Consider the following 24,094-nt stretch of genomic DNA (forward strand, 5'->3'; position numbering starts at 1 on the left):
ACGAGGCATCGGAGGTGAACGCGATGCCGCCGATCGTCGGCCGGGGCATCGGCACGAAGGAGGACTCGAAGGGAGTGGTCACGCCGCTCGCTTGCCTGGCCAGTGTCTTGGCGATGTTGCGGAAGAAGAGGTTCTCGAACACCAGGCCCATCGCGATGGTGGCCACCGCCAGCTCGAGCCCCCGGAAGCGAACGGCCGCGAGCGCGACCAGGGCGGCGAACGGCACGGTGACGATCCCGGCCCCGACGATCGCCCAGAACGGCGGCACGTCGTACGCGACGAGCGCGAACGCTGCGTACGAGCCCCACCCGAGGCCGAGCGCTGCGACGTGGAGGTTGAGCTGCCCGCTCCAGCCGGTCAGGACGACGAGGCTGAGGGACAGCACCGCGTAGGTGACCGCGATCGTGAGGACGAAGAGCCAGAAGTTCCCCGCGAGCGCCCCGGCGAGTGCCGCGCCGCCGAGCCAGAGCAGGCCGCGCCAACCGGCTCTGGTTCCTCGGAGACGCCTCACCATGCCGACGCCTCCCGGCCGGCGATCGGGGAGCCACGCCGGCCACGTGTGAGCATGAGGACGAGGAACACGGCGATGAAGCCGAACGCTTCGCTGACACCCGATACGTTGACGTAGCCGGTCATCACGCTCTGGGTGACGCCGATCAGGAGCGCGCCGGCAACCGCGAGCGGGACGCTGGTGAAACCGCCGAGCAGCGCCGCGCCGAACGAGGTCACCATGATCAGGGTCATCTGGAACGGGTTGAGGACCAGGAGCGGTGTGACGAGGATGCCGGCCAGGGCCGCGAGAACCGCGGCGATCGACCACGCGAGCGTCGACGCGCGAGACGGATCGACCCCGAGGAGCCGTGCGGCGGTGGGGTCCTCCGCCATGGCGGCGAGGCCGAGGCCCGTGTACGCCCGGTTGTTCCAGGAGATCAGCAGCGCCGTTGCCGAGATCGCCGCGACCGCGAGGATCAGCTCCTGCCCGCTGATGGAGAAGTTGCCGGCGCCGAGGGTACGGTCGGACAGCCTGCGCACGAAGGTCTCCGATCCGCCCCAGATCGTGCGCATGATCACCTGGAGCACCAGTACGAGCCCGAGCGTTGCCACGGTACGGGTGAGCGCGTCGGCTTTGCGGAGCGGGCGCATCGCGGCAATCTCGGCGAGCGCGCCGATCACCGCCGCGGCGATGAGCGCGAGCGGAAGGCTGATCCACGGCGTCCATCCCCACACGGTCGAGAGCTGGTAGAAGACGTACGTGGAAAGGCTCGCGATCGCTCCCTGGGCGAAGCTCAAGACGCGCGTCGACCGGTAGACGACGACGACGCTCAGCGCGAGCAGCGCGACGACGAAGCCACTCGCGAGCCCCGCGACCACGAACTGCAGGAACAGGGCCACCGGCGCACCCCTAGCAGGGCTTGCCCGGGCACGGCCAGGTATCGACCGTGAACACGTCGATGGGCCCCGCTTCCTTCACCCAGCGGCCTTTCCCGGTGGAGAAGTCGGCGCGGACGATCCAAACGTTGTGGTTGCCGCCGGTCTGTTTCGCCGGCGGGCTGAGGTTCACGCTCTTGCACAGTCCTCTGCAGTTGTAGGAGCCGATGCTGCGCGCCGCAGCGAGGACGTTGGCGCGCGTGAGGGCCTTCCCGTCGGCCAGGATCCTGTCGACGAGATCCATGACCATGAGCGCGCTCGAGTATCCGAGCGAAGCGAAGTAGCCGAAGGTGGCGTTGGAGTTGAAGCGTCGGATCACGCGCCGCATCTCTTCGGTGGCCGGGGTGTCCTCCGTATCGGGCAGGACCGCGCCGTTCGCGAACATCCCTTCGGCCGCAGGGCCGGACTGGTCGAGCGTGAGATCGAGGTAGATGCCGTGCTGACCCAGGAACCCGCCGGGTTGGGGCCGCTGGGACCGGCAGCCGGTGAGGAGCTTTATCGCCGAGGCCGGGTCGGTGATGATCCAGATCGCTTGAGCGCCCTTCGCGATCATGTTCGAGCAGATCGTCGTGTACTGCGTCGTCTGGTAGGTGACGAACTGCTCTGCGATGATCTGGCAGCCGAGCTTCGGGCATATGACATTCTTCGCCTCGCTCAGGTACGTCTGCGCCGGAGCGACGTCGAGGACGACGGCTCCGATCTTGCTCGGTGCCGTGCCGGTCGTGCTCTGGATCTTCCGGTACCAGTAGGGGAGCAGCGCGTGCGCCATCTCCTCGATAGGGGAGCCGACCGTCACGACGTTGGGAGCTTCGAACCCCTCGATGTTGATCCCGTCGTAACCGACCCAGGGCACGCCCGCGTTCTTGAGGTAGTTCACCGGAGACAGCGAGAAGGGCGTGAAAGAGGGCCCCATGATGAAAACGCCCTCCTGCTCTACGAGCTTTCGCGAGCACGCGAGCGACTGCGTGTCGTCGGCCTGATCGTCGCAGGTCACGAACTTGATCTGCTTCCCGCGGATGCCGCCCTTGGAGTTGGCTTCGGCGAAGGCCGCGCGGGCGCCGTCTAGCGCCGCTTTCCCGAGCGTCGACAAACCGCCGGACTCCGGGAAGAGGCCGCCGACCTTGATGACGCCGCCGGTGACGGTCGAGCCTTTCTGGCCGGCGATCGTTCGCGTGTTCGTCTGCGTCGTGGGCGCGACCGTTGCCGGGCCCGCGCCGGTCGACGTGGGAGCGACCGTCGGGTTGCCGGTCGGTTGGAGGAAGGCAGGGATCGCCGATGGATCGAAGCGGGGTCCGCACGCCGCAACCACGAGGAGGATCGTGATCACGAAAGGAACCGTGCCCATCCGACGACCGCGTGCTCGAACGCCCGTCGCGATGGATCGCACAATGCCCCCTTCGTGCGTCTTGTCGGGTTATTCCTATATGAGCATGTACGCAGGTTCTAATGTAGGGTACGGCGTTTCGTCACGTCAACGGACGGTGTGTTCGGTTTTCGCGCTGCACGATGCGTTAGGGACTTCGAGTCCGCGCGCCTCGTTCCCTCCCACGGGCGCTACTTGACGATGCCTTCGCGAAGCGCGACGGAGACGGCCTGCGTGCGATCTTGAACACCGAGCTTGCGCAAGATCGCGCGCACGTGACTCTTGACGGTTTCCTCGCCGATGAACAGACGCTGCGCGATATCGTGATTCGACAACCCCCGTGTGACGAGGTCCAGCACCTCGGATTCGCGCGCGCTCAGTCCGAATCGCGCTTCCGCCCAGGTCTGGGAACGCGACGCGGCGCGCAACGCGATCTGTCCCGTCAGAGCGGGGTCGATGATGACTTCCCCATCGCGAACCGACTCGATGACCTTCACCAGGTCGTCGTCTCCGATCTTCTTCAGGATGTATCCGCGCGCCCCGGCGCGCAGCGCTTCGAAGATGTATTGCTCGTCTTCGTACACGGTGAGGAAGACGATCTTCACGTCGGGGAAGCGCTCGTGGATCAGCCGGCAGGTGTCGAGGCCGCTGGTTCCCTTCAGCCGGATGTCGAGGAGGACGACCTCCGGCGAGGAGTCCTTTATGACGCGCACCGCCCCGGCTTCGTCCTCGGCCTCACCGACGATCTCAACGCGCGGCTGCTGACGCAGCATGGTGCGTAACCCCTCTCTCACCATCCGGTGATCGTCCACGATCACCACGGGGATGGGGTCGTCGCGCTCCACGGGTGCCCCGGGCTCGGGGGGAGGGTCGGTACGCGGGCGCGTCACGTCGCAGCCTCCTCCGCCGGCGCACGATCCCCCGGGACGATGCAGGTCAGGACGGTTCCACCCCGGGGCCGTGAGCGGAGCGCCAGCTCACCGCCGACGAGTTCGACGCGTTCGCGCATCCCGGCCACGCCGAAGGAGGTGAGCGGTCGCGACGACCCGTACGCGGCCACGTCGAAGCCCCTCCCGTCGTCGGCGACGGTCAGCTCGACCGAACCGTCGACATCGCGCAGCCGCACGGAGACGGATCCGGCGCCGGCGTGCTTCTTCACGTTGGTGAGCCCCTCCTGCGTCACTCGATAGAGCGCGGTTTCGACGTGCGGGCTCAGCCGAATCTCTTCCGCCTCCACGTGGGCGACGATGCCCGTTTCCGACCGGAACCGCGCCGTGAGCTCGTGCAGCGCCGCGACGAGTCCGAGGTCGTCGAGCGTCGCCGGACGCAAGTCGTAGATCGCGGAGCGGGCCTCGGCGAGGGTCTCGTCGAGCAGCTGCTTGGTCGCCAGCAGCTCCTCGCTGATCCGATCGAACTGCCCTTGCTCCAACAGGCGCTGGCATGCGCACACGCGGTACCAGATCGACACGAGCTGCTGGGTCACCCCGTCGTGGATCTCGGTGGCTACGCGACGCCGCTCCTCCTCCTGGGTTTGGATCGTCGTGCGGACCAGAGCCGCCAGCGCCTCTTCCTTGCGAGCCGCGAGCTCGAAGAGCCGGGCGTTCTCGATGCCGCCGGCTACGAGCGACGCGGCGTGTTCCAGGAAGCGCGCGTCCTCATCGGAGAAGTGCCCGGCGTGGGGAGAATGAACGTTGATCACTCCGATCAGGACGCCGGTGCGCGACAGGATCGGGATCGAGAGCATCGCCCGGAAGCGTTCGGTCCTGAGCTCGGGGACGTGGAGGTAGCGAGGGTCGGCCATCGGATCGCGGCGAAGGAGCACCGGCTCGCGGTGCTCCGCGGCCCATCCGGCGATCCCTTCGCCGAGTCTCAGGCGCACGCGGCCGACGGACCGAGCGTGGTCCGCCGGGGCGGCCCGCAGCACCAGGGCGTGATCCTCCGCATCCCACAGGTAGACGAAGCAGATCTCGCAGCCGACCGCCTGGGACACCAGCTCGACGAAAGAGGAGAGGATGTCTTCGGCTTCGAGCGAGGAGGAGGCGACCTGGATGACCCGGTACAGGATCTCGCGCTCGCGATCCGTATCGACGGGGTTCAGAACCCGAGGCATCGTGCCTCCTCACGAATATTCGTACATGCAATTCTACTAATATAGGGTTGGCGGAGACCAGCACACCTCGGCGGAGACCAGCACACCTCGGACGCCCGGTCGGTGTCCGACTACGAGAGGTTGACCCACCGCGTGCCGCCGGGCCCGAACTCTTGCTTCCAGATCGGCGCGCGCTCCTTCAACCCGTCGATGACGTAACGGCACGCGTCGAGTGCCTCGGCGCGGTGCTCGGCGGAAACGGCGACGACGACGCTGGCATCGCCGACACGCAGGCGTCCGACCGAATGCATCACCGCGAGCCGGTGCAGGGGCCAGCGAGCCCGCGCCTCCTCGACGACCGCCCCGATCGCTTTGAGCGCCATCTCCTCGTACGCCGTGTAGTCGATCTCGGCGACCGCCATGCCGTCGTTGGTCTCTCGCACGACGCCGACGAACACTCCGATCCCACCGGATGCCGGCGTGGTGACGAAGCCGATGGCTTCCGAGGGATCGAGCGCGCCCGGCCGGATCGCGACCACGTCGTCCTGTCCGCCGGCGACGGGCGGCAGCAGCGCGACCTCGTCGCCGTCGGCGAGCGGAGCATTGGGTTCGACGATCTCGGCGTTGACCGCGACGCGCGTGGCCGAGCGGTAGCGCGCCAGGCTCGGCGCGCGCTCGGACAGGACGTCGAGCACTTCTCCGGCGAGCGCGCCGGGATCGAGCTCGAGGACGTCTTCGGTGAACCCGGCGGCGTCGGCGAGGCCGCCCCAGAGGCGGACGCGGATCTTCACGGCGCGGCCCGCGCTAGCAGTTGCCGCAGGCGCCCTGCCCGCAGACCGGGGCCGGCGCAGCTGCGCGGCCGGTCATGCCGGCGATGACGGAGATCAGCCGCCGAACCTCGTGCGCGCCGCAACGGGGACAGGCCGTCTCGTCCGCGGCGGCCATCGAGACGATCTGGTCGAAGCGCTTGTCACACGCGCGGCACTCGTACTCGTAGAGAGGCATCGCTTCCCATGGTAGCGCGGCGGTAGGGTGCCCGACCATGGGCTTCGACTATCGAGGGAGCGTGGCCATCGTGACCGGCGCTTCGTCGGGGATCGGGGCCGCCGTGGCTCGGGACCTTGCCTCCCGCGGCTCGACGGTGGTCGCGGCCGCGCGACGCGCGGACCTGCTCGAGGCCGTCGCGGCCGATTGCCGCCGCGGCGCCCCGGCGAGCGAGGCGGTCGTCTGCGACATCGGCGAGCGTGATCAGGCCGAGGCGCTCGTGCGGGACGCGGTCTCCCGACACGGACGCATCGATGTGCTCGTCAACAACGCCGGCATCCCCATGCGGGTGCACGCGACGCGTCTCACCGCCGAGCAGGTGGAACGCGTGATGCGCATCAACTTCCTCGGCGCGGTCTGGGCGACGCTCGCGGCGCTTCCGGCGATGCTCGAGCGAGGCAGCGGTCGCATCGTCAACATCTCCTCGGCGGCCGGGCGGATCCCGAGCCCGCGTGAGGCGGCGTACACGGCATCGAAGCACGCTCTGGCCGGGTGGAGCGAGGTGCTCGCCGGAGATCTCCACGGCACCGGGGTCGAGGTGCACCTGATAAGCCCGGGGCCGATCCGAACGGAGATCTGGGACAAGCTCCAAGAGCCGGCGGCCTTCCACGGCAAGCTGCACCCGCCCGAGCGGATCGCCGCCGTGGTGCGGGACTGCCTGGAGAACGGGACGTTCGAGCGGTCGTTCCCGCGCTGGCTGGCCGGGCTTCAGATCTTCAAGATGCTCGCGCCGCGCACGTTCATCCGCTCGATCGCGCGGTTCGATCGCCGGGCCGATACGTAACCGGCCGGGAGATGAGAGCGTCACGTCGACGCTTCACCTCCCGGCCGGCAGTCTGTCGTTCTTAAGCCGCGCGTCTGTCCCGTGTCGCTCCCGGTTCCGCCTGCGCCTGCGCGGGCGCCGGCTTCCGGCTCATCGCAACGATCGAACCCGTGATCACACCGAGCAGGATCGCGCTCAAGCCCCACGCGTTGCCTGCGAGATCGAGCTCGAACGCCGCGTCCATCGAATAGGCGCCGGGCCCGGCGAAGGCGAGCGTGGCGGCCACGGTGGAGAGGACGATGGGATACTCCATCCCGCCCCCCGTGTTCCACATCCCCTTCGGCGCGTGCACCGCGATGATCGCGCTAAGCATCACGCCGATGATCCCCGCCGCCGCGAACGGGGTCAGGAACCCGAGCACGAGGAGGGCGCCGCAGCCGAACTCGGCCACACCGGCGAGGGTCGCCATCGCGCGGCCGTTCCGGTAGCCGAGCGATGACATGAACCCACCGGTTTCAGCGATCCCGTAGCCGCAGAATGACCCGAAGAGTTTCTGTGCGCCGTGCCCGACGAAAAGAGCTCCGACGGCCGCTCGCAAGATAAGCAAACCAACATCCATCGGTGCCACCTCCCGAGGGGGCCTCTACCCAGGAGCCGGTCGTTCACACGCGCTCTCGTCGATAGACTTCGCCGAGCAGACCGGGCCCGTAGCTCAATCGGTCAGAGCACCGGACTCATAATCCGTTGGTTCCTGGTTCGAGACCAGGCGGGCCCACCCAGCTTCCCTTAATACGCACCAACGTCTCGATCAAGGCCGCAGCTCGGATCATTAGGAACCCCGCGGGCCTATTCTCATCGCGGCATGAGGCAACCTGATCATGGGATGAGGAGCGGACAAGGTATTCCGGCACTACACCGATCTGGTAGGCAAAGACGGCATCCAAATGGCTGGCGTGATTTCACCGGGATCCGATGGTCGCGTTTACCTGACTGAAGACGCTTACCGTCTCGCAGCAGAGGCACAGGCGAAGCTCGCCCTGCCCAGGGAGATCCCGACTGTGGCGATACCGAATCCCAGCGCGGTTGAGCGAGTTCTGCCACACTACGGACAGCCAGGTGGCGGCACGCAAGTGTGGATACGAGCATCGATCGATGCACAAGGACTCACGTGGGTGGCGCTAGAGGAATGAACAAGCAAAGGTTCCTTGTCGTCTACGACTACGGTCAGGGCGGCCTGTGGGCATTCCTGTTTGCTCGCTCAAGCGAAGATATCGAAAGAGGGTTCCCTGAACTTCGTGTCGTCGACGGCGCTCCGGACTGGCTGTCGGAGACCGAGCTCAAACGGATCGAGAAGCGAATGAGCTTTGACGTCGATCACCCGTCGGGGTGGTTGAAGACGCTCGTCGACCAGCGAGGACAAGAGCGTCCACCGCGACCAACGGCCACGGGTTAGAGATCAATCTGGGAATCACAGGACCGGGTGGTCGTGGCCGCCGATCCGGGCAGTGACACGATGGGCGCGCGCACTCTGAGCTGGTCATCCTGGTGCGTGTTATGGGGCGGTGGGCCCACAACGGCTGTTGACCAGCAGAAATCCATCGATCGCGTTTCCAATAACACGCACATCACCGAGCTCGGAGTTGTCACTTCTCAGCCTGCCTTCTCTCGTAGGCTCGCCGGATCAGGTCGGCGAGCATCTTGATGACCTCCTTCTCCTCTTCCTCAGGGAGTGACGCGTAGCTTGGGATGATCTCGATCGGTTTCCGGGGACGACCGCGGCGCTTTCGGGCGCGTCCTTCGCCTTGAGACTGGCGTTCCATGAGTCCCTCCTCTCCGATCAGGACCGAGCGGCTGGGACGCTGTGGCCCCAGGGGAGATGGGGTCTCTTGAGAGTCTGGTCACGGGTGGCACTTCCGAAGGTGTGTAACATGAGAGCAACCTACCGCCCATCATGTGGGCGGTAGGTTGCACGTAGTATCATAACCTGTTATGCTGCGGATAGCCCAGCAGGAGGGCTTTTCTTCGCTCATGATGACTCGAATAAGTGCAGGCATATCAGCCGAGAACCGGCGGCTCCTGGAGCGCCTTCACCGAGGGGCTGTTGGCCCATTTTCGATGGAGCAGTCCGCGGAGTTGCTTGGCGTGTCGTTGCCGCGCGCTCGACGACTCGTTCGCTATCTCGCCGACCGTGGTTGGCTCACTCGGGTGCGTCGTGGCTTGTATCTGCCCGTTCCTCTGGACGCGCATCGTTCGGGTGAGACGCGCGAGGATCCATGGATCGCGGCGCATGCGCTTCTGTCTCCGTGTTACATCGGTGGTTGGAGCGCGGCGGAGCATTGGGATCTGACCGAGCAGATCTTCAACGACCTCGTGGTCGTGACCAGCCGCCGGCCGCGCGAGCGTACGTTCACGGTGCAGGGGACGACCTTCGTGGTTCACACCGTGAAGCAGGATCGGTTCTTCGGTCTGGCGCGCGTGTGGCGAGACTCGATTCGGATCCAGGTGTCGGATCCCTCTCGAACCATGATCGATGTCTTGAACGATCCCGGCTGGGGGGGCGGCATTCGCCATGTTGCCGAGATGCTCGACGAGTACGTGAGTGGCGATCATCGGTCCGATGAGTTGCTGGTCGACTACGGGGACCGCCTCGGCAACGCGACGGTCTTCAAGCGCCTCGGGTTCCTGCTGGAGGCGCTCGGTCACGGGTCGCTCACTCTGATTGACACGTGCTTGACGCGACGCAGCCGCGGGATCGGACTTCTCGACCCCACGATCAAGGCTGGAGGTTCGACCACGACCCGCTGGGGGCTCCGCGTCAACGCTTCGGTGTCGCCGGTCGCTTCGTGATTCGCGATCGTGAGATCGGCGCCCGCGCGGACGAGTGGGGACTCCGCGCGGATGTCGTCGAGAAGGATTACCTCCTGGGGTGGGTCCTCTGGGGCATCGGCAGCGACCCTGTCCTCGGCGATGGATGGGTCTTCAAGGGCGGGACGTGTCTGAAGAAGTGCTACCTGGAGACATTCCGTTTCTCGGAAGATCTTGACTTCACCGTCCTTCCCAGCGGCATCAGTTCCGAGGAGCACGTGCTGGCGGCGCTCGGGAACATGTTGCGCCGCGTTCAAGGGGAGTCCGGCATCGACTTCTCCGTCAGAGAGCCGCGACTGCGCCGGCGTCCGAACGACAGCTGGGAGGGCCGGATCTACTACAAGGGACCACGAGGTTCCCCTTCGCCGGCCAGTGTGCGGATCGATCTCACCGTGCGCGAAGCCGTGATCCGGCCCCCTGCGATCCGGCCGATCCAGCATCTGTATCCGGACGGGCTGCCCGCGCCTGCAACGGTCCGCTGCTACGCGCTCGAGGAGGTCTTCGCCGAGAAGCTCCGCGCGATGGGGGAGCGTGGCCGCCCACGTGATCTCTATGACATCGTCTTCCTGCTCGGACATCCGGGCTTGGCTCGTCATCCTCAGCTGGTCTACGAGACGCTGGTCGCGAAATGCGAGTCGAAGGGTGTTCAGATTCCCACGCTCGTGTCTCTGCAGGAGGCGGTGCATCGCGCCGAACTCGAGTCCGAGTGGGAGAACATGCTCCGGCATCAGCTCCCCGTCCTCGCGCCGCTCGAGCATTACTGGGATCAGCTCCCGGAACTGTTCGCTTGGCTGACCTCCACCAAGCCGCCGCCTCTCCTCGCTTCTGTTTCGAGCGCGGCGGAGGAGCAGGTGTGGGAGCCCAGCCCAGCGTCTTGGACCTGGGGAGCGGGGCCTCGGCTCGGACCTGTTCGCTTCGCCGGCGCCAACCGACTCCTTGTCGATCTCGGCTACCAGGGCTCCGTCCGGCGCATCGAGCCGTATTCGCTCCGCACGACGCGCGACGGAAGCTTGCTCCTGTATGGGATCCGGGTCGATAACAGACAGCTGCGTGCCTACCGAGTCGATCGGATCGAGTCCATCGCAGTCACAACCGAGCCGTTCAGGCCACGGTTCCGCGTGGAGTTCGCTTCCACAGGAGACATGTACGCACCCGCGACGCAGACACGGACGAGAACTATGTTCCGCTCCGTCGCCGACAAGCCGTAATCGCGTCCAGTGTCCCAACTGCGGAAAGAGGTTTCCTCGTGCCCGACCTACCACTCGACTCAATCCTCACAAGGCCCCAGACGGCTTCCGCTGCCCGGGTCGAACGGGCTTCCTCGTGTGAAAGCCGCATTCCGATCCAACGACCGTCAAGCGGTCGGAGAAGGATCGCAACTGTCGTCGTCGGGAGCGACGTCTCGGCGCAGAGTCTTCGGCTGGCCCGAGTCAACGCGAAGCGCCTCGGGATCCGGAATGTGTCGTTCCGTCGTAGCGACCTCTACGGCCAGCTTCCCCGGTCGCTGCTAGGGCGCGTCGACGTGATCACCGCGTACACGCCGTTCGTTCCGGTGTGGGAGGTGTTCCAACTTCCGGCCGAGGCGCGGGAATACGAGCCGGTGTACTCCTTCACCGACATGGCGCTCGACGGCACCGCGGCGCTTCGAGCGATCATCGCCCGGTGGTTGCGGCCCTCGGGCTGGCTATTGCTTCAGGTGGCCTCGGAGCACATCCCGCCGAAGACGGCGGCTACGGTGCCGCCGACGACGGCCATTCTCTTGACGAAGTCGCGGCGGCTGATCTTGCCAGCCCGGTACGCCTCCACGAGCTCTTCCCTTGACATCGCTCCCCCCTTCGCCCCTCGCGTCGATTCGTCGCAAACGCTAATGCTGGGCGGTTTGTTGCCAATCGTCGGGATCGCGACCCGTAGGAGATGGGGCCTCCGGATTACCCGTCCCGATTCAGTTCGTGATCAGACAGAGCAACAGGAGGCCGTCGCTCGCTGTGAGGTCGCCGTGCAGCAGGCGGCGGCGCTCCGACAGTTCACGGACGACCTGCGAGCCATGGAGGAGTTCCTCGCGATGCACGCGTCGGACGAGCCGCCTCAGGATCGCGGTCGTAGGTTCCAGGACTTCCTGACCGAACTCCTCGTTGTTCGACTTGGATCCACGGCTCGCCTACTCGCTGGAGTATGAGCAGATCGTCGGCTCGGTGACGTTCGATAAGGATGACCACCCCAGTTACCTATAACCCGCACCAAGGGCACTGGAATTCGCGCGGCGCAGGTCCTGGGGCTAGACCGTGAACCGCGGCAAGACGCTGAGGTACGGCCGTCGACTCGCCTCGACTGGGTGAGGCGCTCCCTAGATGCAGGATTCCGTTCGACGGTGGCACGGGCTCGTGGGGGAAGGACCAGCTTGGACAATGCCGGAGCCTGGTGGCGCTAGCGTGCTTGTCCTTCCGTCTCCCGGCTCCGCCGAACGGAATCCGTCGTCATCGTGCTATCCAACCCGCGTTCTATACAGGTTGGTGCTGCTCATTCCGAGCCCGGCCCCGGCGGTGGGTACGTGGGGTTGAAGTGGTAGCAGGCCGACGTGCCGTCACCATCGAAGTCGTGGTAATGCGCCACGGTGTCTGCGTCTTGTGCCACCGTGTTCGCGCTCGACGTCCCTTGGTTGCAGGCGGCCCCCGGAAGCGGCTGGGGACCTGCGAACGCAACCGTCCCGAGCGACATCACAAGGACGAACGCCGCGACCAGCAGACCGACGATCAACGTCCTCTTCATCATGGCTTCACCTCCTTCCTTCGTCTCTGAGAGGCAGTTCGTAGGACCAGTTCGGTTCGGTTGCGGACGCGCAGCTTGCGGTAGATGTTCGTGAGGTGCCACTCGACGGTGCGCCGGCTTATGCCGAAGTCGGTGGCGATCTCGTCATTCCGGCGGCCCTCGGCCACGCGTTCTGCGATCCGACGTTCTCCGACGGTCAGCTGGATCCTCATCATGAGCCCCGTGGCTTCCACTGCTACAACACCGTCATTCTGAGCCCGGCTCGCCGCTGGTCGCACCAGGGAAATCCCTGGGTTTTCGCGTGCAGTGACCGGTAATATCGGACGGTGATCCTCGGTCGCGGGGGTGAGCAGGCACGGATTGAGCGTTTCCTGTCGCTGCTTCGCGGCGGCAGGGGCGGATCTCTCGTCCTGATCGGCGAGCCGGGCATCGGCAAGACAACGCTGCTGGACTGGACGGCCGAGGCGGCCGCGGACATAACCGTCTTGCGCGCCGCCGGTCGCGAATCCGAAGCGGACATCCCTTTCGTCGCCATCGCCGATCTGCTCCGCCCCGTGCGCGATCGGCTCACGCTGCTGCCCGAGCGCCAGGCCGAGGCGCTCCGCTCCGGCCTGATGTTCATAGGCCCGGCCACCGCCGGGCAGGGAACCGTCAGCGCCGCCGTCCTCGACTTGCTCGGCGCCCTCGCGCGCGAGAACCCGCTCGTGCTTCTCGTCGACGACTATCACTGGCTCGATAGCGCCTCCACGAGCGTCCTCGACTATGTCGCGCGTCGAACCGTCCCGTTCAGCGTGGGCCTGATACTGACGACGCGCGATCCGATCCCCGCCGATCATGGTGGCTCCGAGCTTCGGCTCGAGCCGCTGCCGCCAGACGTGGCAACGACGCTGGTTCACGGACGGACCGAGCTCCCTCCCCAGGCGGTAGAGAAGATCGTCGCGCTGGCGGCGGGCAATCCGCTGGCACTGGTCGAGCTGCCCATCACTCTCACGCCTCAACAGATCGAGATGACGGACCACGAACCGGTGCAGCTTTCGCCGGCGGTCGAGCGTGCCTTTCGTTCACGCCTCGACGCGCTGCCGGACGATGCGCGGCGGGCGGTGCTCTATGCGGCACAAGAAGACTCCGGTTCTCTGGGCACGGTCCTGCGCGCGCTAACCGAAGCAAGGCTCGACATTGGATCGATCGAGCCGGCCATCGAAGCCGGCCTGCTCGCCGTCGACGGCGCGGCGATCGTCTTCCGGCACCCGCTCGTGCGCTCCGTAGTGCATCAGACCGCAGCTCCCGAGGAGATCCGCCGCGCGCACCTGGCGCTGGCCGCGGCCGTCGAGGACGACGACCGGCGCGCGTGGCATCTCGCGGCTGCCGCGGTGGGACCCGACGATGCGGTGTCGGCGTCGCTCGAGGAGGCGGCCCGGCGGGCGCTCGCTCGGGGCGCCGCCGCCGCCGCCTCGGCCGCTCTCCGGCGAGCGGCCGAACTGACGACGTCCGACGCGGAACGGGTCCGTCGCTTCGGAGCAGCAGCCAGGGCGGCCCATCGAGCCGGCGACATGGTCTTGACCGAACGACTCATCGACGAGACGCGCGCGCTCGGAAGCGGGGCGGATCCCGCGATGCTGCTCCTGCATGCGGACATCCGCATGCGGCGGGGAGACGTTGCCGGCGCCCACGGTGCGCTCCGGCTCGACGCCGGCCGCTTCGCCGAACGGGATCCGCACGCGGCCGCCGCGATGCTCCTGCTCGCGTCGAAGATGCGCGTCTTCCGGTTCGAAGCGGCTGATGCGATGCGCGAGGTCGAGGAGGCTCTTTCGCTTGTGCCCGAGTCCGAGCACGACTTGGTGCACATCGTCTCGGTCGGCATGACGCGGACGATGGCGGGGCATCCGGGCGCGCGCGACGCGGTCCTATCGGCGATGCGCGCCGCGATCGAGCATCCGCATGGTCACACTCACACGCTGGGGATCGGGTGGCCGCTCATCTGGCTCGATGAGTACGAGCAGGCGCGTGCGTTCATCTCGCGCTCCGTGGACATCCAACGCGACGGCGGACACCGGGCGTACCTTCCGCAGGCGGTGCTTCCGCTTGCCGAGCTCGACTTCAGAACCGGCCGCTGGGACTTGGCGCGGCTCAACGCGACGGAAGCGTTGCGGTTGTTCGAGGAGGTCCGCCAACCGACAGAAGCGGCCGTCGCGTCGGCGATGCTCGCGCGCGTTGAGGCCGCGGCCGGCGATGACGAGGCGGCACGCGGCCACGCTGCCGTGGCCGAGGCGAGCGAAGTCCGGTCTGGATTGTGCGCGGCCACCGCTTTCGCGGAGGCGGCCCTCGGATCCCTCGATCTCGGCCGCGGCCGGTACGCCGACGCGGTCGAGCACCTTCGCCGGGCGCGCGTTCTCGCCGTTCGGGGCGGCGTCGGCGAGCCTGGGGTGTTGCCCGTTGAGGCCGACCTCGCCGAGGCGTGTTTCCGAGCCGGCGACCGCGCTTCCGCGTCGGAGGTGACGGCTGATCTGCAGAGCCGAGCCGACGCGCTCGGACGACGTTCCGCGACAGCCGCCGCGTTGCGCTGTCGGGGGCTCGCCGCGAACGAGGAGGATTTCCGGCCGTTATTCGACGAGGCGATATCGATCGATGAGCGGATGCCTCTGCCGTTCGAGCGGGCCCGAACCGAGCTCTGCTACGGCGAGCGGTTGAGGCGCGCGCGCGACCGCGTCGAGGCGCGAGGCCGACTCAAGATCGCCCTCGCGATCTTCGAGAACCTGGGAGCGGCGCCGTGGGCCGCGCGTGCGCGCGCCGAGCTCGAAGCCTCGGGCGAAACGCTGCGGCGGCAGAACCCGATCGCGACGCTCACTCCGCAAGAGCGACAAGTGGCGAGCATCGTGGCGTCCGGAGCAACCAACCGCGAGGCGGCTGCGATGCTCTTCATCAGCCCCAAGACGATCGAGTTCCACCTCGCGATGATCTACCGGAAGTTCGGGGTGCGCTCGCGCACCGAGCTGGCAAACGCGCTGAACGTGGATAACGCGCTCACTGATTCGGACCGACCCCAGGATCGACCCAGCGGCAGCGCGAGGGTCGAGGGCTGAGGTCGGGCGCGGAGACTTTCACCTGGTCAGCGTGGTTCTTGTTATGGGTAACTGGGCCAACACCGTGCTCTACCTGCGAACACACACTGATGGGATTTTCGTCATCCTAATCGATCGCGTCTCTCAGGTACGGTTTGTCCGCCTTTCCGAGCTCCGCAATGGCGGCAAGAAGATCGTCGAGGCCGGAGTCGGGAGCGACGAAGACATTCACGTCGACATCGACCGTTGCCCGCGGAGGAGCGTAGAAACCCAGGGCGATGGCACCCCCGATCGCATAAGGCAGTTCGCGCTCGGATAAGACGTCCGCCACGGCTCGGGCGAGCTCGGCCGCCGTCGGGAAATCAGCCATCGCGGCCGGCGGCGAGTCTCCGGAGGATCGTCGTCGAGGATCGGTCGGGACCGTCGAACGCGATCTCTGCGTCAAACTTCTAGCGAGTCACTTGGCGACTTCGAACCGGAAGTGCAGATCCCACGTCGAACATTCCCTTTGCCGATCACGACCGCCCCGGTCGACGCGTAGAGCTCGTCGACTATGTGATTCCGGCAAGGGTCTTGACACCGGATCGCCCTCCGTGTTAGTCATTTGGCTTAGACAAATGACTAAGTCACCCGGAACCGCCACAGCCGAGCGCGAAAGCGCGCGAGGGGCGCTGTTGGACGCCGCGGAAAGACTGCTCGTCGAGGTTGGGCATGCAGGGATCACGACCCGTCGCCTGGCCGAAGAGGCGGGCGTCAACCACGGCCTCGTCCACTACTACTTCGGCTCGATGGAGAACGTGCTGGCCGAGACCCTCGAGCGGTTCACCGAGCGGCTCATCGGCCGTCAGCGCGAGATGTATACCTCAGACCGTCCCTTCGTCGAGAAATGGCGCGAGGCGATGCGCTTCATGGAGGCCGACCAGGAGTCCGGCTACCAGAAGGTATGGCTCGAGCTTCACGCGCTCGCCTGGAATCGGCCCGAGCTGCGCGGGCGCCTGGCGCACGTGATCGGAGAATGGCGCGGCGTGCTCACCGAGGCGTTCCGCGCCGCGCAGCGAGAGTACGGGGTCGACGACACGTCGCTGCCCGTCGCCGTCGCGGTCACGTTCGTCGAAACGTCGACGCTCGGCATGATGCTCGAACGCCACAACGACATCCGAGAAGGACAGCAGGAGTTGCAGGCGTTCGTCGAGCGGTGGCTCGAGTCGCTGGGGGAAGGAGGGGCAGATGCGCGCGCGGTATCCCGACGCGGACGGGTTCGTCGATCGTAACGGCACGAAGATCGCTTACGAGGTGTTCGGCGAGGGCGATCGCACTTTGTTGATCCTGCCGACGTGGTCGATCGTCCACTCCCGTTACTGGAAGCTCCAGGTCCCCTACTTCGCCCGCTACGCACGAGTGATCACGTTCGACCCGCGAGGGAACGGCCGATCGGACCGGCCCGAGGGGCCCGAGGCGTATGCACCGGCGGAGTTCGCGGCCGATGCGATCGCGGTACTCGACACGGTCGGAGTGGCGCGCGCGAGCGTCCTGTCCCTGTCGGTCGCCGCACGGGCCGCGATCACACTCGCCGCCGGCCATCCCGATCGCGTCGAAGCCCTGGCGTTCCTCGGCCCCTTCGTCAAGCTGGAAGAGCCGGACGAGGCGCGGAGCAGGGGGTGGGAGCAGGACTTCGAAGGGTTCCTCGAGGCCTTCTTCACGATCAACTTCCCCGAACCGCACTCTTCGAAGGTCTTCGAGGACGCGATGACCTGGGCGCACGAGACGACCCCCCAGGTGCTGACCGACTCGCGCATCGGCGGCACGATCGGGTTCGACCCGGCGCATGCCCGCGAGCTGTGCGCCCAGATCCGCTGCCCCGTGCTCGTGATCGAGGGCTCCGACGACATGGTCACGCCGCCTCCGATGGCGCGGGCGCTCGCCGAGGCGACACGCGGGCGCCTCGTCCTGCTGGAGGGCACGGGCCACAGCCCACACACCCGCGAGCCTGTGAAGACGAACCTGCTTCTGCGGGACTTCTTCGGACTGCGGCCCCTCAGCGTCGAGCCTCGTCGCTGGAACCGCCGGCCAAAACGAGCAATCTTCGTCTCGTCTCCTATCGGCCTCGGCCACGCGCAACGCGACGTAGCGATCGCCGACGAGCTGCGTGCACGACACCAGGACCTCGAGATCGACTGGCTCGCGCAGGCGCCGGTGACGCAGGTGCTCGAGGCGCGCGGCGAGCGCATCCATCCCGGGTCTCGCTTCCTCGCCAGCGAGGTCGACCACATCGACAGCGAATCGGGCGAGCACGATCTCCACGTGTTCCAGACGTGGCGCAACATGGACGAGATCATGCTCGCGAACTTCATGGTGTTCCACGACATCGTCGAATCCGAGCACTACGACCTCTGGATCGGCGACGAGGCGTGGGAGTTGGACCACTTCCTGCACGAGAATCCCGAGCTGAAGCGTGCGCCGTTCGTGTGGCTCACCGATTTCGTCGGCTGGCTGCCGATGCCCGACGGCGGCGAGCGCGAGGCGAGGCTGACGGCCGACTACAACGCCGAGATGATCGAGCACATCGACCGGTACCCGCGCCTCCGTGATCGGTCGATCTTCGTCGGCCGGCCCGAGGACGTCGTCCCCGACGCCTTCGGTGCGGGTCTACCGTCGATCCGGGCATGGACCGAGCAGCACTACGACTTCTCCGGCTACGTCACGGGGTTCGACCCGGCCGCGTTCGCCGACCGCGCTGCCCTGCGCGCCGAGCTCGGCTACGCGCCGGACGAGAAGATCTGCCTGGTGACCGTCGGCGGATCCGGCGTCGGCGCGCATCTGCTGCGGCGGGTCATCGCCTCCTACGCCGAGGCCAAACGCTCCGTAGCCGCACTTCGCATGATCGTGGTCGCCGGTCCGCGGATCGATCCGACATCGTTGGAGGCTCCGGACGGCGTCGAGCTACGCGCGTTCGTGCCCGGCCTCTACCGGCATCTCGCTGCGTGTGACCTGGCGGTCGTGCAAGGCGGTCTGACGACCTGCATGGAGCTGACGGCGAATCGCCGTCCGTTCCTGTCGTTCCCGCTCCGCCATCACTTCGAGCAGAACTTCCACGTGCCGCATCGGTTGACGCGTTACCGCGCTGGCCCCGCGCTCGACTTCGACGCGTCGCCTCCGGAGCTGATCGCCCATGCGATCGCCGTCGAGATCGATCGCACCCCCGACTACCTCCCGGTCGAAACCGATGGCGCCGCGCGCGCGGCCGCCATGATCGCCGAGTTCCTGTAGGCCCACGAGGGAAGGAGACCCCGTGCGTACGATCATCAAGGAAGACATCCCGGTCGTCATCAAGGACGACAACGTCGAATTGCGGATCGACGACATCGGCGGCATGACCGTCGGGTTCGTGCAACTGAAGGCCGGAACCGACCTGTCCGGGGCGACCGTGGGATTGCCCGACGACCTCTGCCCGTGCCCGCACTGGGGGCGCATGCTGAAGGGTCGGCTCAAGATGAAGACGATCGACGGCGACAAGTTCTTCGAGGCAGGCGACGTCTTCTACTGGGGTCCCGGGCACGCGCCGATCGCGCTGGAGGATTGCGAGTACGTCGACTTCTCTCCCACCAAGGAGTTCGCCGCGGTCATCCGGCACCTTAAAGGAGAGGCCTGAGCCGCTCTCCTCGTCTGGGCAGTCGAGTACGCGATGCGCGCTCCTCAGATCGTTACAGATCCGGGATCGTGCGGGGGAGGAGCTCGAAGGTCCAGCCGCCGTCCACTTCAAGGAGCTTTCCCGTAACCCACGACGAAGCGTTGGAGCACAAGTAGAGCGCGGCCGCGGCGACGTCTTCGGGCGTGCCGTTCCTTTGCAGAAGCGTTCGATCGATCATCGTGTCGCGGATCGGCGTGCCCTTTTCCTCCATGTACCCGAGGTACCAGTTCAGCGCCCACGTCTCGACGGCGCCCGGCAGGACGGCGTTGACCCGGATCTTCGGGGCCAGGTCTGACGCCATGAGCTTGGTCGCGTGTGCGATCGCGGCCTTCGCCGTGCCGTAGGCGAGATATCCCCTCGAGGTATGGGCTCCTGCCATGGATCCGATGTTGAGGATCGCCCCGCCGCCGCGCTCGAGCATGTGCGGCACCACGAGCCGTGAGAGCTCCACCGGTGCGGAGACGTTGAAGTGGAACGCCCACTCCAAGTGCTCCGCTTTGGTGTCCATGAAAGGCGCCGGAACCGCGCCTCCGGCGTTGTTGACCGCGATGTCGATCCCACCCAGCTCGCCGACCGTGCGGTCTACGGCCGCCGAGAGCGCTTCGAAGTCCATCACGTCGGTCGGGACCACGAGCGCCCGTCGGCCCTGCTCCCGGATCCCGGAAGCGACCTGCTCCAGATCGGCCTCCGTCCGAGCCAGCAGGGCCACGTCGGCCCCGGCCTCCGCGAAGGTTAGGGCGATCGCCGCGCCGATACCCTTTCCCGCCCCGGTCACGATCGCCACGCGGTCGGTCATCTTGAAGCGGTCGAGCATCGCCATCCCGGCTCCTTGTGATCGCGGTGTCGGGAATCTGATACACGACCGCGGCGCCGTCTTGCACCTCATGGGTTGAAATGAACCCCTTGACGCGGACGACCGTAAGCGAGTGGAATCATCTGGCACCATCTCGGTGTGGGGACTGGAGGGGCGGTGGCGATCGAGATCGGGGAGATCACGCTCCCCCGTAGACCGTTCACGGACGTCCATGAGCTGGTTTACCTGTTCCACAGCTGGCAGCTGATCATCGACGCGGAGAACATCCCGGAGGTCCTCCGGCCCCTCCAGTCGATCCCGGAGCACCTCGTGACGACGATGACGCAGGCGCTCACGGAGGCTCAGGCGCAGCTCGAGTCCGCCCAAGCAGGCACCGACATCGCTCTGCGGTTCCCGGCGACCCCCGAGTTCTCCGAGCTGATGCGTTGGGGCTGGGAGCAGCTCAACCGGGTGGAAGGATCGGTCGGGGAGGAACCCCTGCACGAGAATTGGGTGCGAGCGATCCAGCTCGCAAAGGATTTCGTCGGCGCAGCCCTCGAGCAGGTGGACATCTATCAGTTGGACCGGATCTCCCCGGCCGACTGACTCAGGGCACGAGCACGATCTTTCCGAGGGCCTTCCGCTCCAGCAGGTCGTTCAGCGCGTCCGCGGCCCGCTCCAGCGGATAGTCGGACGAGATGTGTGGGTCGATCTTCCCCCGGGCGTGCCATCCGAACAGTTCCGCGAGGAGTTCCCGGTTGCGGCTCGGGTCGCGGGTGACGAACGCACCCCAGAAAACCCCGATGACCGAGCAAGACTTGAGCAGGATCAAGTTGAGCGGCACGCTGGGGATGCCGGCGACGAAGCCGATCACCAGATAGCGGCCGTCCCACGCCATGCCGCGAACGGCAGCCTCGGCGTGTTCACCGCCGACCGGGTCGAACGCCACGTCGACCCCGGCGCCTCCGGTGAGATCCTTGATCCGGGTGCGGAGGTCCTCGGTCGCGTAGTTGATCGTTTCTGCAGCGCCTCGTTCCCGGCACAGTTCGAGCTTCTCCTCCGAAGACGCGACGGCGATGACGCGCGCGCCGATCACGGAGCCGACCTCGACGGCTGCGAGACCGGTGCCTCCGGCGGCGCCGAGCACGAGCAGCGTCTCACCGGCTTTGAGTGCCGCGCGATCCCGAAGCGCGTACTGCGCGGTCCCGTAGGTGAAAAGGAGCGCGGACCCGGCGGGGAAGTCCATGCCGTCGGGCAGCGGGACGAGCCGTTCCGCGTCGGTCACCACTTCCTCGGCGAAGCCGCCGTACCCGGTGACGGCGATCACGCGATCGCCGGGCCGTACCGACGTCACACCCTCACCGACGCGCGCGACGACGCCGGCGACCTCGCCGCCTGGGGAGAAAGGCATCGGCGGTTTGAACTGATAGCGCCCTTCGATCATCAGGGTGTCTGGGAAGTTGACCCCGCATGCCTTGACCGTGACGACCACCTGTCCGGGGCCGGGTTCTGGTGACGGCACGTCCTCGACGACCAGCGAGGACGGAGGGCCGAATTCCCTGCAGAGCACCGCGCGCATCGGCTCAGCGTAGCGGGAAGAAGATCGGCACGAGGATCAACACCGCAACGGCCGTCGCGAGCGTCAACGGAGCCCCGAGGCGCGAGAAGTCCCGATATCGGTAGCCGCCCATCCCCCATACGAGCGTGTTCGCCTGGTAACCGATCGGGGTGAGGAAGGACAACGTCGCGCCGAAGAGGATCACGATCGCGAATGGGCGGAACTGCAGCCCGGCCGTCGGCGCGGTGGCCATCGCGATGGGGAACATCAACACTGCCGCCGCGTTGTTCGACAACAGCTCGGTCATCAGCATCGTCGCGATCAGGACGCCGCCGAGGATCCCAACGTCTCCGAGCGGGTTGAAGACCTTGACGATCAGGTCGGCGATGTCCCTGGCGAGCCCGCTGTCGGCCATCGCGATCCCGAGTCCGAACGAGGTGGCCATGAGCAGGATGACGTCGAGATCGACCGACCGTTTGGCCTCGGCGGGCGTGATCACCCCGAAGATCACGAGCGCCATGGCGACGACCAGCGAGGTCTGCAGCAGGTTCAGGAGCCCGGCGCCGGCCACGCCGATCATCGCGACCGTCAGCAGCTGGACGATCCATGCCTTCTCCTTGCGTTGCGGGACCCGGCCGAAGAGCGGGGTGACCACGAGGAAGTCCGGGTGATCCGTCCAGCGGAACCAGAACCCTGGATCCGCCACGATCACGAGCACATCTCCGGTGCGCAGCCGGACGTCTCCGAGCTTGCCCGGGATGCGTTGCCCCGACCGATGGATCGCGACGACGGCTCCGCCGTAATGGCTGCGGAAGTCCGCCTCCTTCAGCGTTCCGCCCACCAGCGGCGAGCTTTCCCCGACGACCGCCTCGAAGAACCGGCGTTCGAGGGTCTTCCCGACCGTCGAGAAGTGCCGCTCCTCGGCCGAGGTGAGCCCCGGCGTTCGCTGGAGATCGAGCACCCTGGCGACGTTGCCGGCGAACGTCAAGCGGTCGGATTCCTGGAGTACCTCGTCCGGAGCGACCGGTGCGATCGGCCGGCCGTCCCGCTCGATCTCGATCAGGAAGACGCCCTGGAGGTTGCGAAGGCCGGCTTCGGCAACCGACTTCCCGGCCAGCGGGCTCTGCGCCGCGACGACCATCTCGACCGTGAACTCGCGCATCGTTCGGAGCGACTCGTTCGGCGCGCTCCGGAGCGGCAGCAGGCGCGGTGCCAGAAGCACGATCAACGCGACCCCGATCAACGCGATCGGAAGCCCCGCCGGGGTGATCTCGAAGACGTCGAGCGGACGGAGGTTCGCGTCGCGCAACAGCCCCGAGACGACGAGGTTCGTCGAGGTTCCCACGAGCGTGATGCAGCCACCGAAGATAACCGCGTAGGAGAGCGGCATGAGATATCTCGACGCGGAGCGGCCGGTCCGTTCGCACCATGCCAGGACCCGAGGTGCCAGCATCGCGACCAGCGGCGTGTTCGCGATGAACGCCGATGCGGCCATCGACGGATAGGAGATCCGCGCGAGCTGACGTCGGTACGCCAGCGGCGAATCGTCGCCGGCGGCTTTGGACCCGAGCGCCCGTGAGGCGAGCCCGTCGAGCGCGCCGGTCACCTCCGCCGCCCCCGCCAGGATGTAGAGAGCCGCCACCGTGACGGGCGCCTCGTTGGCGAATCCCGCGAGCGCGCCTTTCTCGTCGATGACGCCGGCCACCAGGAGAGCCGTCACGGCGCCGCCCATCACCAGCGGTGGAGGGAATCGGTCGAGCGCCAGCAAGATGATCGTCGCAACCGTGACGATGAGGGTTATCCACGCGTCGACTGTCATCGGCGGGAAAGGGTACCGGGGGAGGGGGCCCACGCGTGCCAAGTCGAGGCTGCACCGCCGTTGGGCAGGTCGGCGCCCCGTGCGATCGTGAACCGGCCCCTGCGGATAACGGAAAAACGGGAACAAACCCCCAGATCCGCCTAGGAACACGAAATGTCGGCCGGAATACTCCATAGGGTATTTCCGCGCGCGAGCCGCAGCCGTTCGGAAATGCATTCAGCCGGTCCTTGCTGCGGGATGCGCGAAGCGCATGGGGCGATCGAAGGAAGGGGGAAGTGTGATCGCACAGCGATCCACAGCGACGAAGCTCCTGGTCCTTCTCCTCGTCAGTCTTGTGGCGATCTTCATGATCTCTGCAACGGCCGGCGCGGAGCGTCCGGTTCCGCCGCCCACAGAGAACTGTGAGGACGGGATCGACAACGACGGCGACGGTCTGATCGACGAGAACGATCCGGACTGCGACGCCCCGGATGAAGATCCGGAGTGCGACGACAACGTCGACAACGATCGTGACGGTGCGACCGACGACTTCGATCGCGACTGCACGAGCGAGACCGATGACACGGAATCGGGAAGCGACGAGCCGGAGTGCTCGGACGGCATGGATAACGATGGCGATCGACTGATCGACTGGGCGGAAGACGGCGACCTCGAGGATTGCGAGTCGGATGACGACGACTCCGAAGGGTCGGACCCGCCGCCGCCCGCGTGCAGCGACGGCATCGACAACGACGGTGATGGACTCGTCGACGGCGATGACCCGGGCTGCACGGACGAAAACGACGACGACGAGACCGACCCGACGACTCCTCCGCAGTGCAGTGACGGGGATGACAACGACGGCGACGGACTCGTCGAC

25 protein-coding genes and 1 tRNA gene are annotated in these 24,094 nt (G+C 66.7%); 11 read left to right on the forward strand and 15 right to left on the reverse strand.

Annotation, left to right across the window (positions count from 1 at the left end):
* From WEB06_12555 to WEB06_12585, 7 genes are all read right to left on the reverse strand, one after another.
* On the reverse strand, positions 1-511 hold a 511-nt coding region (locus tag WEB06_12555), incomplete at its 3' end, for a hypothetical protein (GenBank protein ID MEX2556445.1).
* Positions 508-1,392 (reverse strand): branched-chain amino acid ABC transporter permease, encoded by an 885-nt coding sequence (locus WEB06_12560; protein ID MEX2556446.1) that lies wholly within the window; start codon positions 1,390-1,392, stop codon positions 508-510. The genes WEB06_12555 and WEB06_12560, both read right to left, overlap by 4 nt.
* A 10-nt stretch (positions 1,393-1,402) precedes the next feature.
* Positions 1,403-2,755 (reverse strand): ABC transporter substrate-binding protein, encoded by a 1,353-nt coding sequence (locus WEB06_12565; GenBank protein ID MEX2556447.1) that lies wholly within the window; start codon positions 2,753-2,755, stop codon positions 1,403-1,405.
* Between the two features lie 227 nt (positions 2,756-2,982).
* The gene (locus WEB06_12570; protein ID MEX2556448.1) at positions 2,983-3,681 is read right to left on the reverse strand and encodes a response regulator transcription factor; all 699 of its coding nucleotides are present in this window, start codon (positions 3,679-3,681) and stop codon (positions 2,983-2,985) included.
* Complete coding sequence (locus WEB06_12575) at positions 3,678-4,901, reverse strand: GAF domain-containing sensor histidine kinase (GenBank protein MEX2556449.1); 1,224 nt, start codon at positions 4,899-4,901, stop codon at positions 3,678-3,680. The genes WEB06_12570 and WEB06_12575 overlap by 4 nt, the downstream gene beginning before the upstream one ends.
* A gap of 110 nt (positions 4,902-5,011) precedes the next feature.
* Positions 5,012-5,671: a molybdenum cofactor biosynthesis protein MoaE gene (locus tag WEB06_12580; GenBank protein ID MEX2556450.1), complete on the reverse strand. Its 660-nt coding sequence runs from the start codon at positions 5,669-5,671 to the stop codon at positions 5,012-5,014.
* A gap of 13 nt (positions 5,672-5,684) precedes the next feature.
* The gene (locus WEB06_12585; protein MEX2556451.1) at positions 5,685-5,885 is read right to left on the reverse strand and encodes a zinc ribbon domain-containing protein; all 201 of its coding nucleotides are present in this window, start codon (positions 5,883-5,885) and stop codon (positions 5,685-5,687) included.
* Between the two features lie 37 nt (positions 5,886-5,922).
* Here WEB06_12585 and WEB06_12590 point away from each other — a divergent pair, with 37 nt between their 5' ends.
* Entirely contained in the window at positions 5,923-6,708 is a 786-nt protein-coding gene (locus WEB06_12590) for an SDR family oxidoreductase (GenBank protein MEX2556452.1), read from the forward strand.
* A gap of 61 nt (positions 6,709-6,769) precedes the next feature.
* Here WEB06_12590 and WEB06_12595 read toward each other — a convergent pair whose 3' ends face one another.
* Positions 6,770-7,306, reverse strand: coding sequence for a DoxX family protein (locus WEB06_12595; GenBank protein MEX2556453.1), 537 nt, complete (start codon positions 7,304-7,306; stop codon positions 6,770-6,772).
* Between the two features lie 82 nt (positions 7,307-7,388).
* Here WEB06_12595 and WEB06_12600 point away from each other — a divergent pair.
* Positions 7,389-7,462, forward strand: a tRNA-Ile gene (locus WEB06_12600).
* 868 nt (positions 7,463-8,330) lie between these two features.
* Here the strand turns inward: WEB06_12600 and WEB06_12605 are convergent.
* Positions 8,331-8,507, reverse strand: coding sequence for a hypothetical protein (locus tag WEB06_12605; GenBank protein MEX2556454.1), 177 nt, complete (start codon positions 8,505-8,507; stop codon positions 8,331-8,333).
* A gap of 211 nt (positions 8,508-8,718) precedes the next feature.
* On the opposite strand from WEB06_12605, the gene WEB06_12610 reads away from it, so the two are divergent.
* From WEB06_12610 to WEB06_12620, 3 genes are all read left to right on the forward strand, one after another.
* Positions 8,719-9,534: a type IV toxin-antitoxin system AbiEi family antitoxin domain-containing protein gene (locus WEB06_12610; GenBank protein MEX2556455.1), complete on the forward strand. Its 816-nt coding sequence runs from the start codon at positions 8,719-8,721 to the stop codon at positions 9,532-9,534.
* On the forward strand, positions 9,531-10,760 hold the full coding sequence (locus WEB06_12615) for a nucleotidyl transferase AbiEii/AbiGii toxin family protein (GenBank protein MEX2556456.1): 1,230 nt from the start codon (positions 9,531-9,533) through the stop codon (positions 10,758-10,760). The genes WEB06_12610 and WEB06_12615 overlap by 4 nt, the downstream gene beginning before the upstream one ends.
* 251 nt (positions 10,761-11,011) lie before the next feature.
* On the forward strand, positions 11,012-11,728 hold the full coding sequence (locus WEB06_12620) for a hypothetical protein (GenBank protein ID MEX2556457.1): 717 nt from the start codon (positions 11,012-11,014) through the stop codon (positions 11,726-11,728).
* Positions 11,729-12,069: 341 nt separating this feature from the next.
* Here the strand turns inward: WEB06_12620 and WEB06_12625 are convergent, their stop codons facing one another.
* Together WEB06_12625 and WEB06_12630 are read right to left on the reverse strand one after the other, a co-directional pair.
* Positions 12,070-12,321 carry a hypothetical protein gene (locus WEB06_12625; protein ID MEX2556458.1) on the reverse strand — a complete coding sequence of 84 codons (252 nt, stop codon included), beginning with the start codon at positions 12,319-12,321 and terminating at the stop codon, positions 12,070-12,072.
* Positions 12,318-12,530, reverse strand: coding sequence for a helix-turn-helix transcriptional regulator (locus tag WEB06_12630; GenBank protein MEX2556459.1), 213 nt, complete (start codon positions 12,528-12,530; stop codon positions 12,318-12,320). The genes WEB06_12625 and WEB06_12630 overlap by 4 nt, the downstream gene beginning before the upstream one ends.
* Before the next feature lie 114 nt (positions 12,531-12,644).
* Here WEB06_12630 and WEB06_12635 point away from each other — a divergent pair, with 114 nt between their 5' ends.
* Positions 12,645-15,398 carry an AAA family ATPase gene (locus WEB06_12635; protein MEX2556460.1) on the forward strand — a complete coding sequence of 918 codons (2,754 nt, stop codon included), beginning with the start codon at positions 12,645-12,647 and terminating at the stop codon, positions 15,396-15,398.
* Positions 15,399-15,504: 106 nt separating this feature from the next.
* On the opposite strand, the gene WEB06_12640 is transcribed toward WEB06_12635, so the two are convergent.
* Positions 15,505-15,747: a hypothetical protein gene (locus tag WEB06_12640; GenBank protein MEX2556461.1), complete on the reverse strand. Its 243-nt coding sequence runs from the start codon at positions 15,745-15,747 to the stop codon at positions 15,505-15,507.
* A gap of 247 nt (positions 15,748-15,994) precedes the next feature.
* On the opposite strand from WEB06_12640, the gene WEB06_12645 reads away from it, so the two are divergent.
* From WEB06_12645 to WEB06_12655, 3 genes are read left to right on the forward strand one after another with little or no spacing between them, the layout of a single operon-like run.
* Positions 15,995-16,648 (forward strand): TetR/AcrR family transcriptional regulator, encoded by a 654-nt coding sequence (locus WEB06_12645; GenBank protein ID MEX2556462.1) that lies wholly within the window; start codon positions 15,995-15,997, stop codon positions 16,646-16,648.
* Complete coding sequence (locus tag WEB06_12650) at positions 16,605-18,644, forward strand: alpha/beta fold hydrolase (protein MEX2556463.1); 2,040 nt, start codon at positions 16,605-16,607, stop codon at positions 18,642-18,644. The genes WEB06_12645 and WEB06_12650 overlap by 44 nt, the downstream gene beginning before the upstream one ends.
* A 22-nt stretch (positions 18,645-18,666) precedes the next feature.
* Positions 18,667-19,026 (forward strand): hypothetical protein, encoded by a 360-nt coding sequence (locus WEB06_12655; GenBank protein MEX2556464.1) that lies wholly within the window; start codon positions 18,667-18,669, stop codon positions 19,024-19,026.
* A 52-nt stretch (positions 19,027-19,078) separates the two neighbouring features.
* Here WEB06_12655 and WEB06_12660 read toward each other — a convergent pair whose 3' ends face one another.
* Complete coding sequence (locus WEB06_12660) at positions 19,079-19,885, reverse strand: glucose 1-dehydrogenase (protein ID MEX2556465.1); 807 nt, start codon at positions 19,883-19,885, stop codon at positions 19,079-19,081.
* Between the two features lie 150 nt (positions 19,886-20,035).
* On the opposite strand from WEB06_12660, the gene WEB06_12665 reads away from it, so the two are divergent.
* Positions 20,036-20,464: a hypothetical protein gene (locus WEB06_12665; protein ID MEX2556466.1), complete on the forward strand. Its 429-nt coding sequence runs from the start codon at positions 20,036-20,038 to the stop codon at positions 20,462-20,464.
* A gap of 1 nt (position 20,465) precedes the next feature.
* Here the strand turns inward: WEB06_12665 and WEB06_12670 are convergent, their stop codons facing one another.
* On the reverse strand, positions 20,466-21,437 hold the full coding sequence (locus WEB06_12670; protein ID MEX2556467.1) for an NADPH:quinone oxidoreductase family protein: 972 nt from the start codon (positions 21,435-21,437) through the stop codon (positions 20,466-20,468).
* Between the two features lie 4 nt (positions 21,438-21,441).
* Positions 21,442-23,235: an SLC13 family permease gene (locus tag WEB06_12675; GenBank protein MEX2556468.1), complete on the reverse strand. Its 1,794-nt coding sequence runs from the start codon at positions 23,233-23,235 to the stop codon at positions 21,442-21,444.
* Between the two features lie 277 nt (positions 23,236-23,512).
* Here WEB06_12675 and WEB06_12680 point away from each other — a divergent pair.
* Positions 23,513-24,094, forward strand: a 582-nt coding sequence (locus tag WEB06_12680) for a hypothetical protein (protein MEX2556469.1), incomplete at its 3' end; no start/stop codon positions are given.

Source organism: Actinomycetota bacterium, from assembly GCA_040905475.1.
GTDB lineage: Bacteria > Actinomycetota > AC-67 > AC-67 > AC-67 > DATFGK01.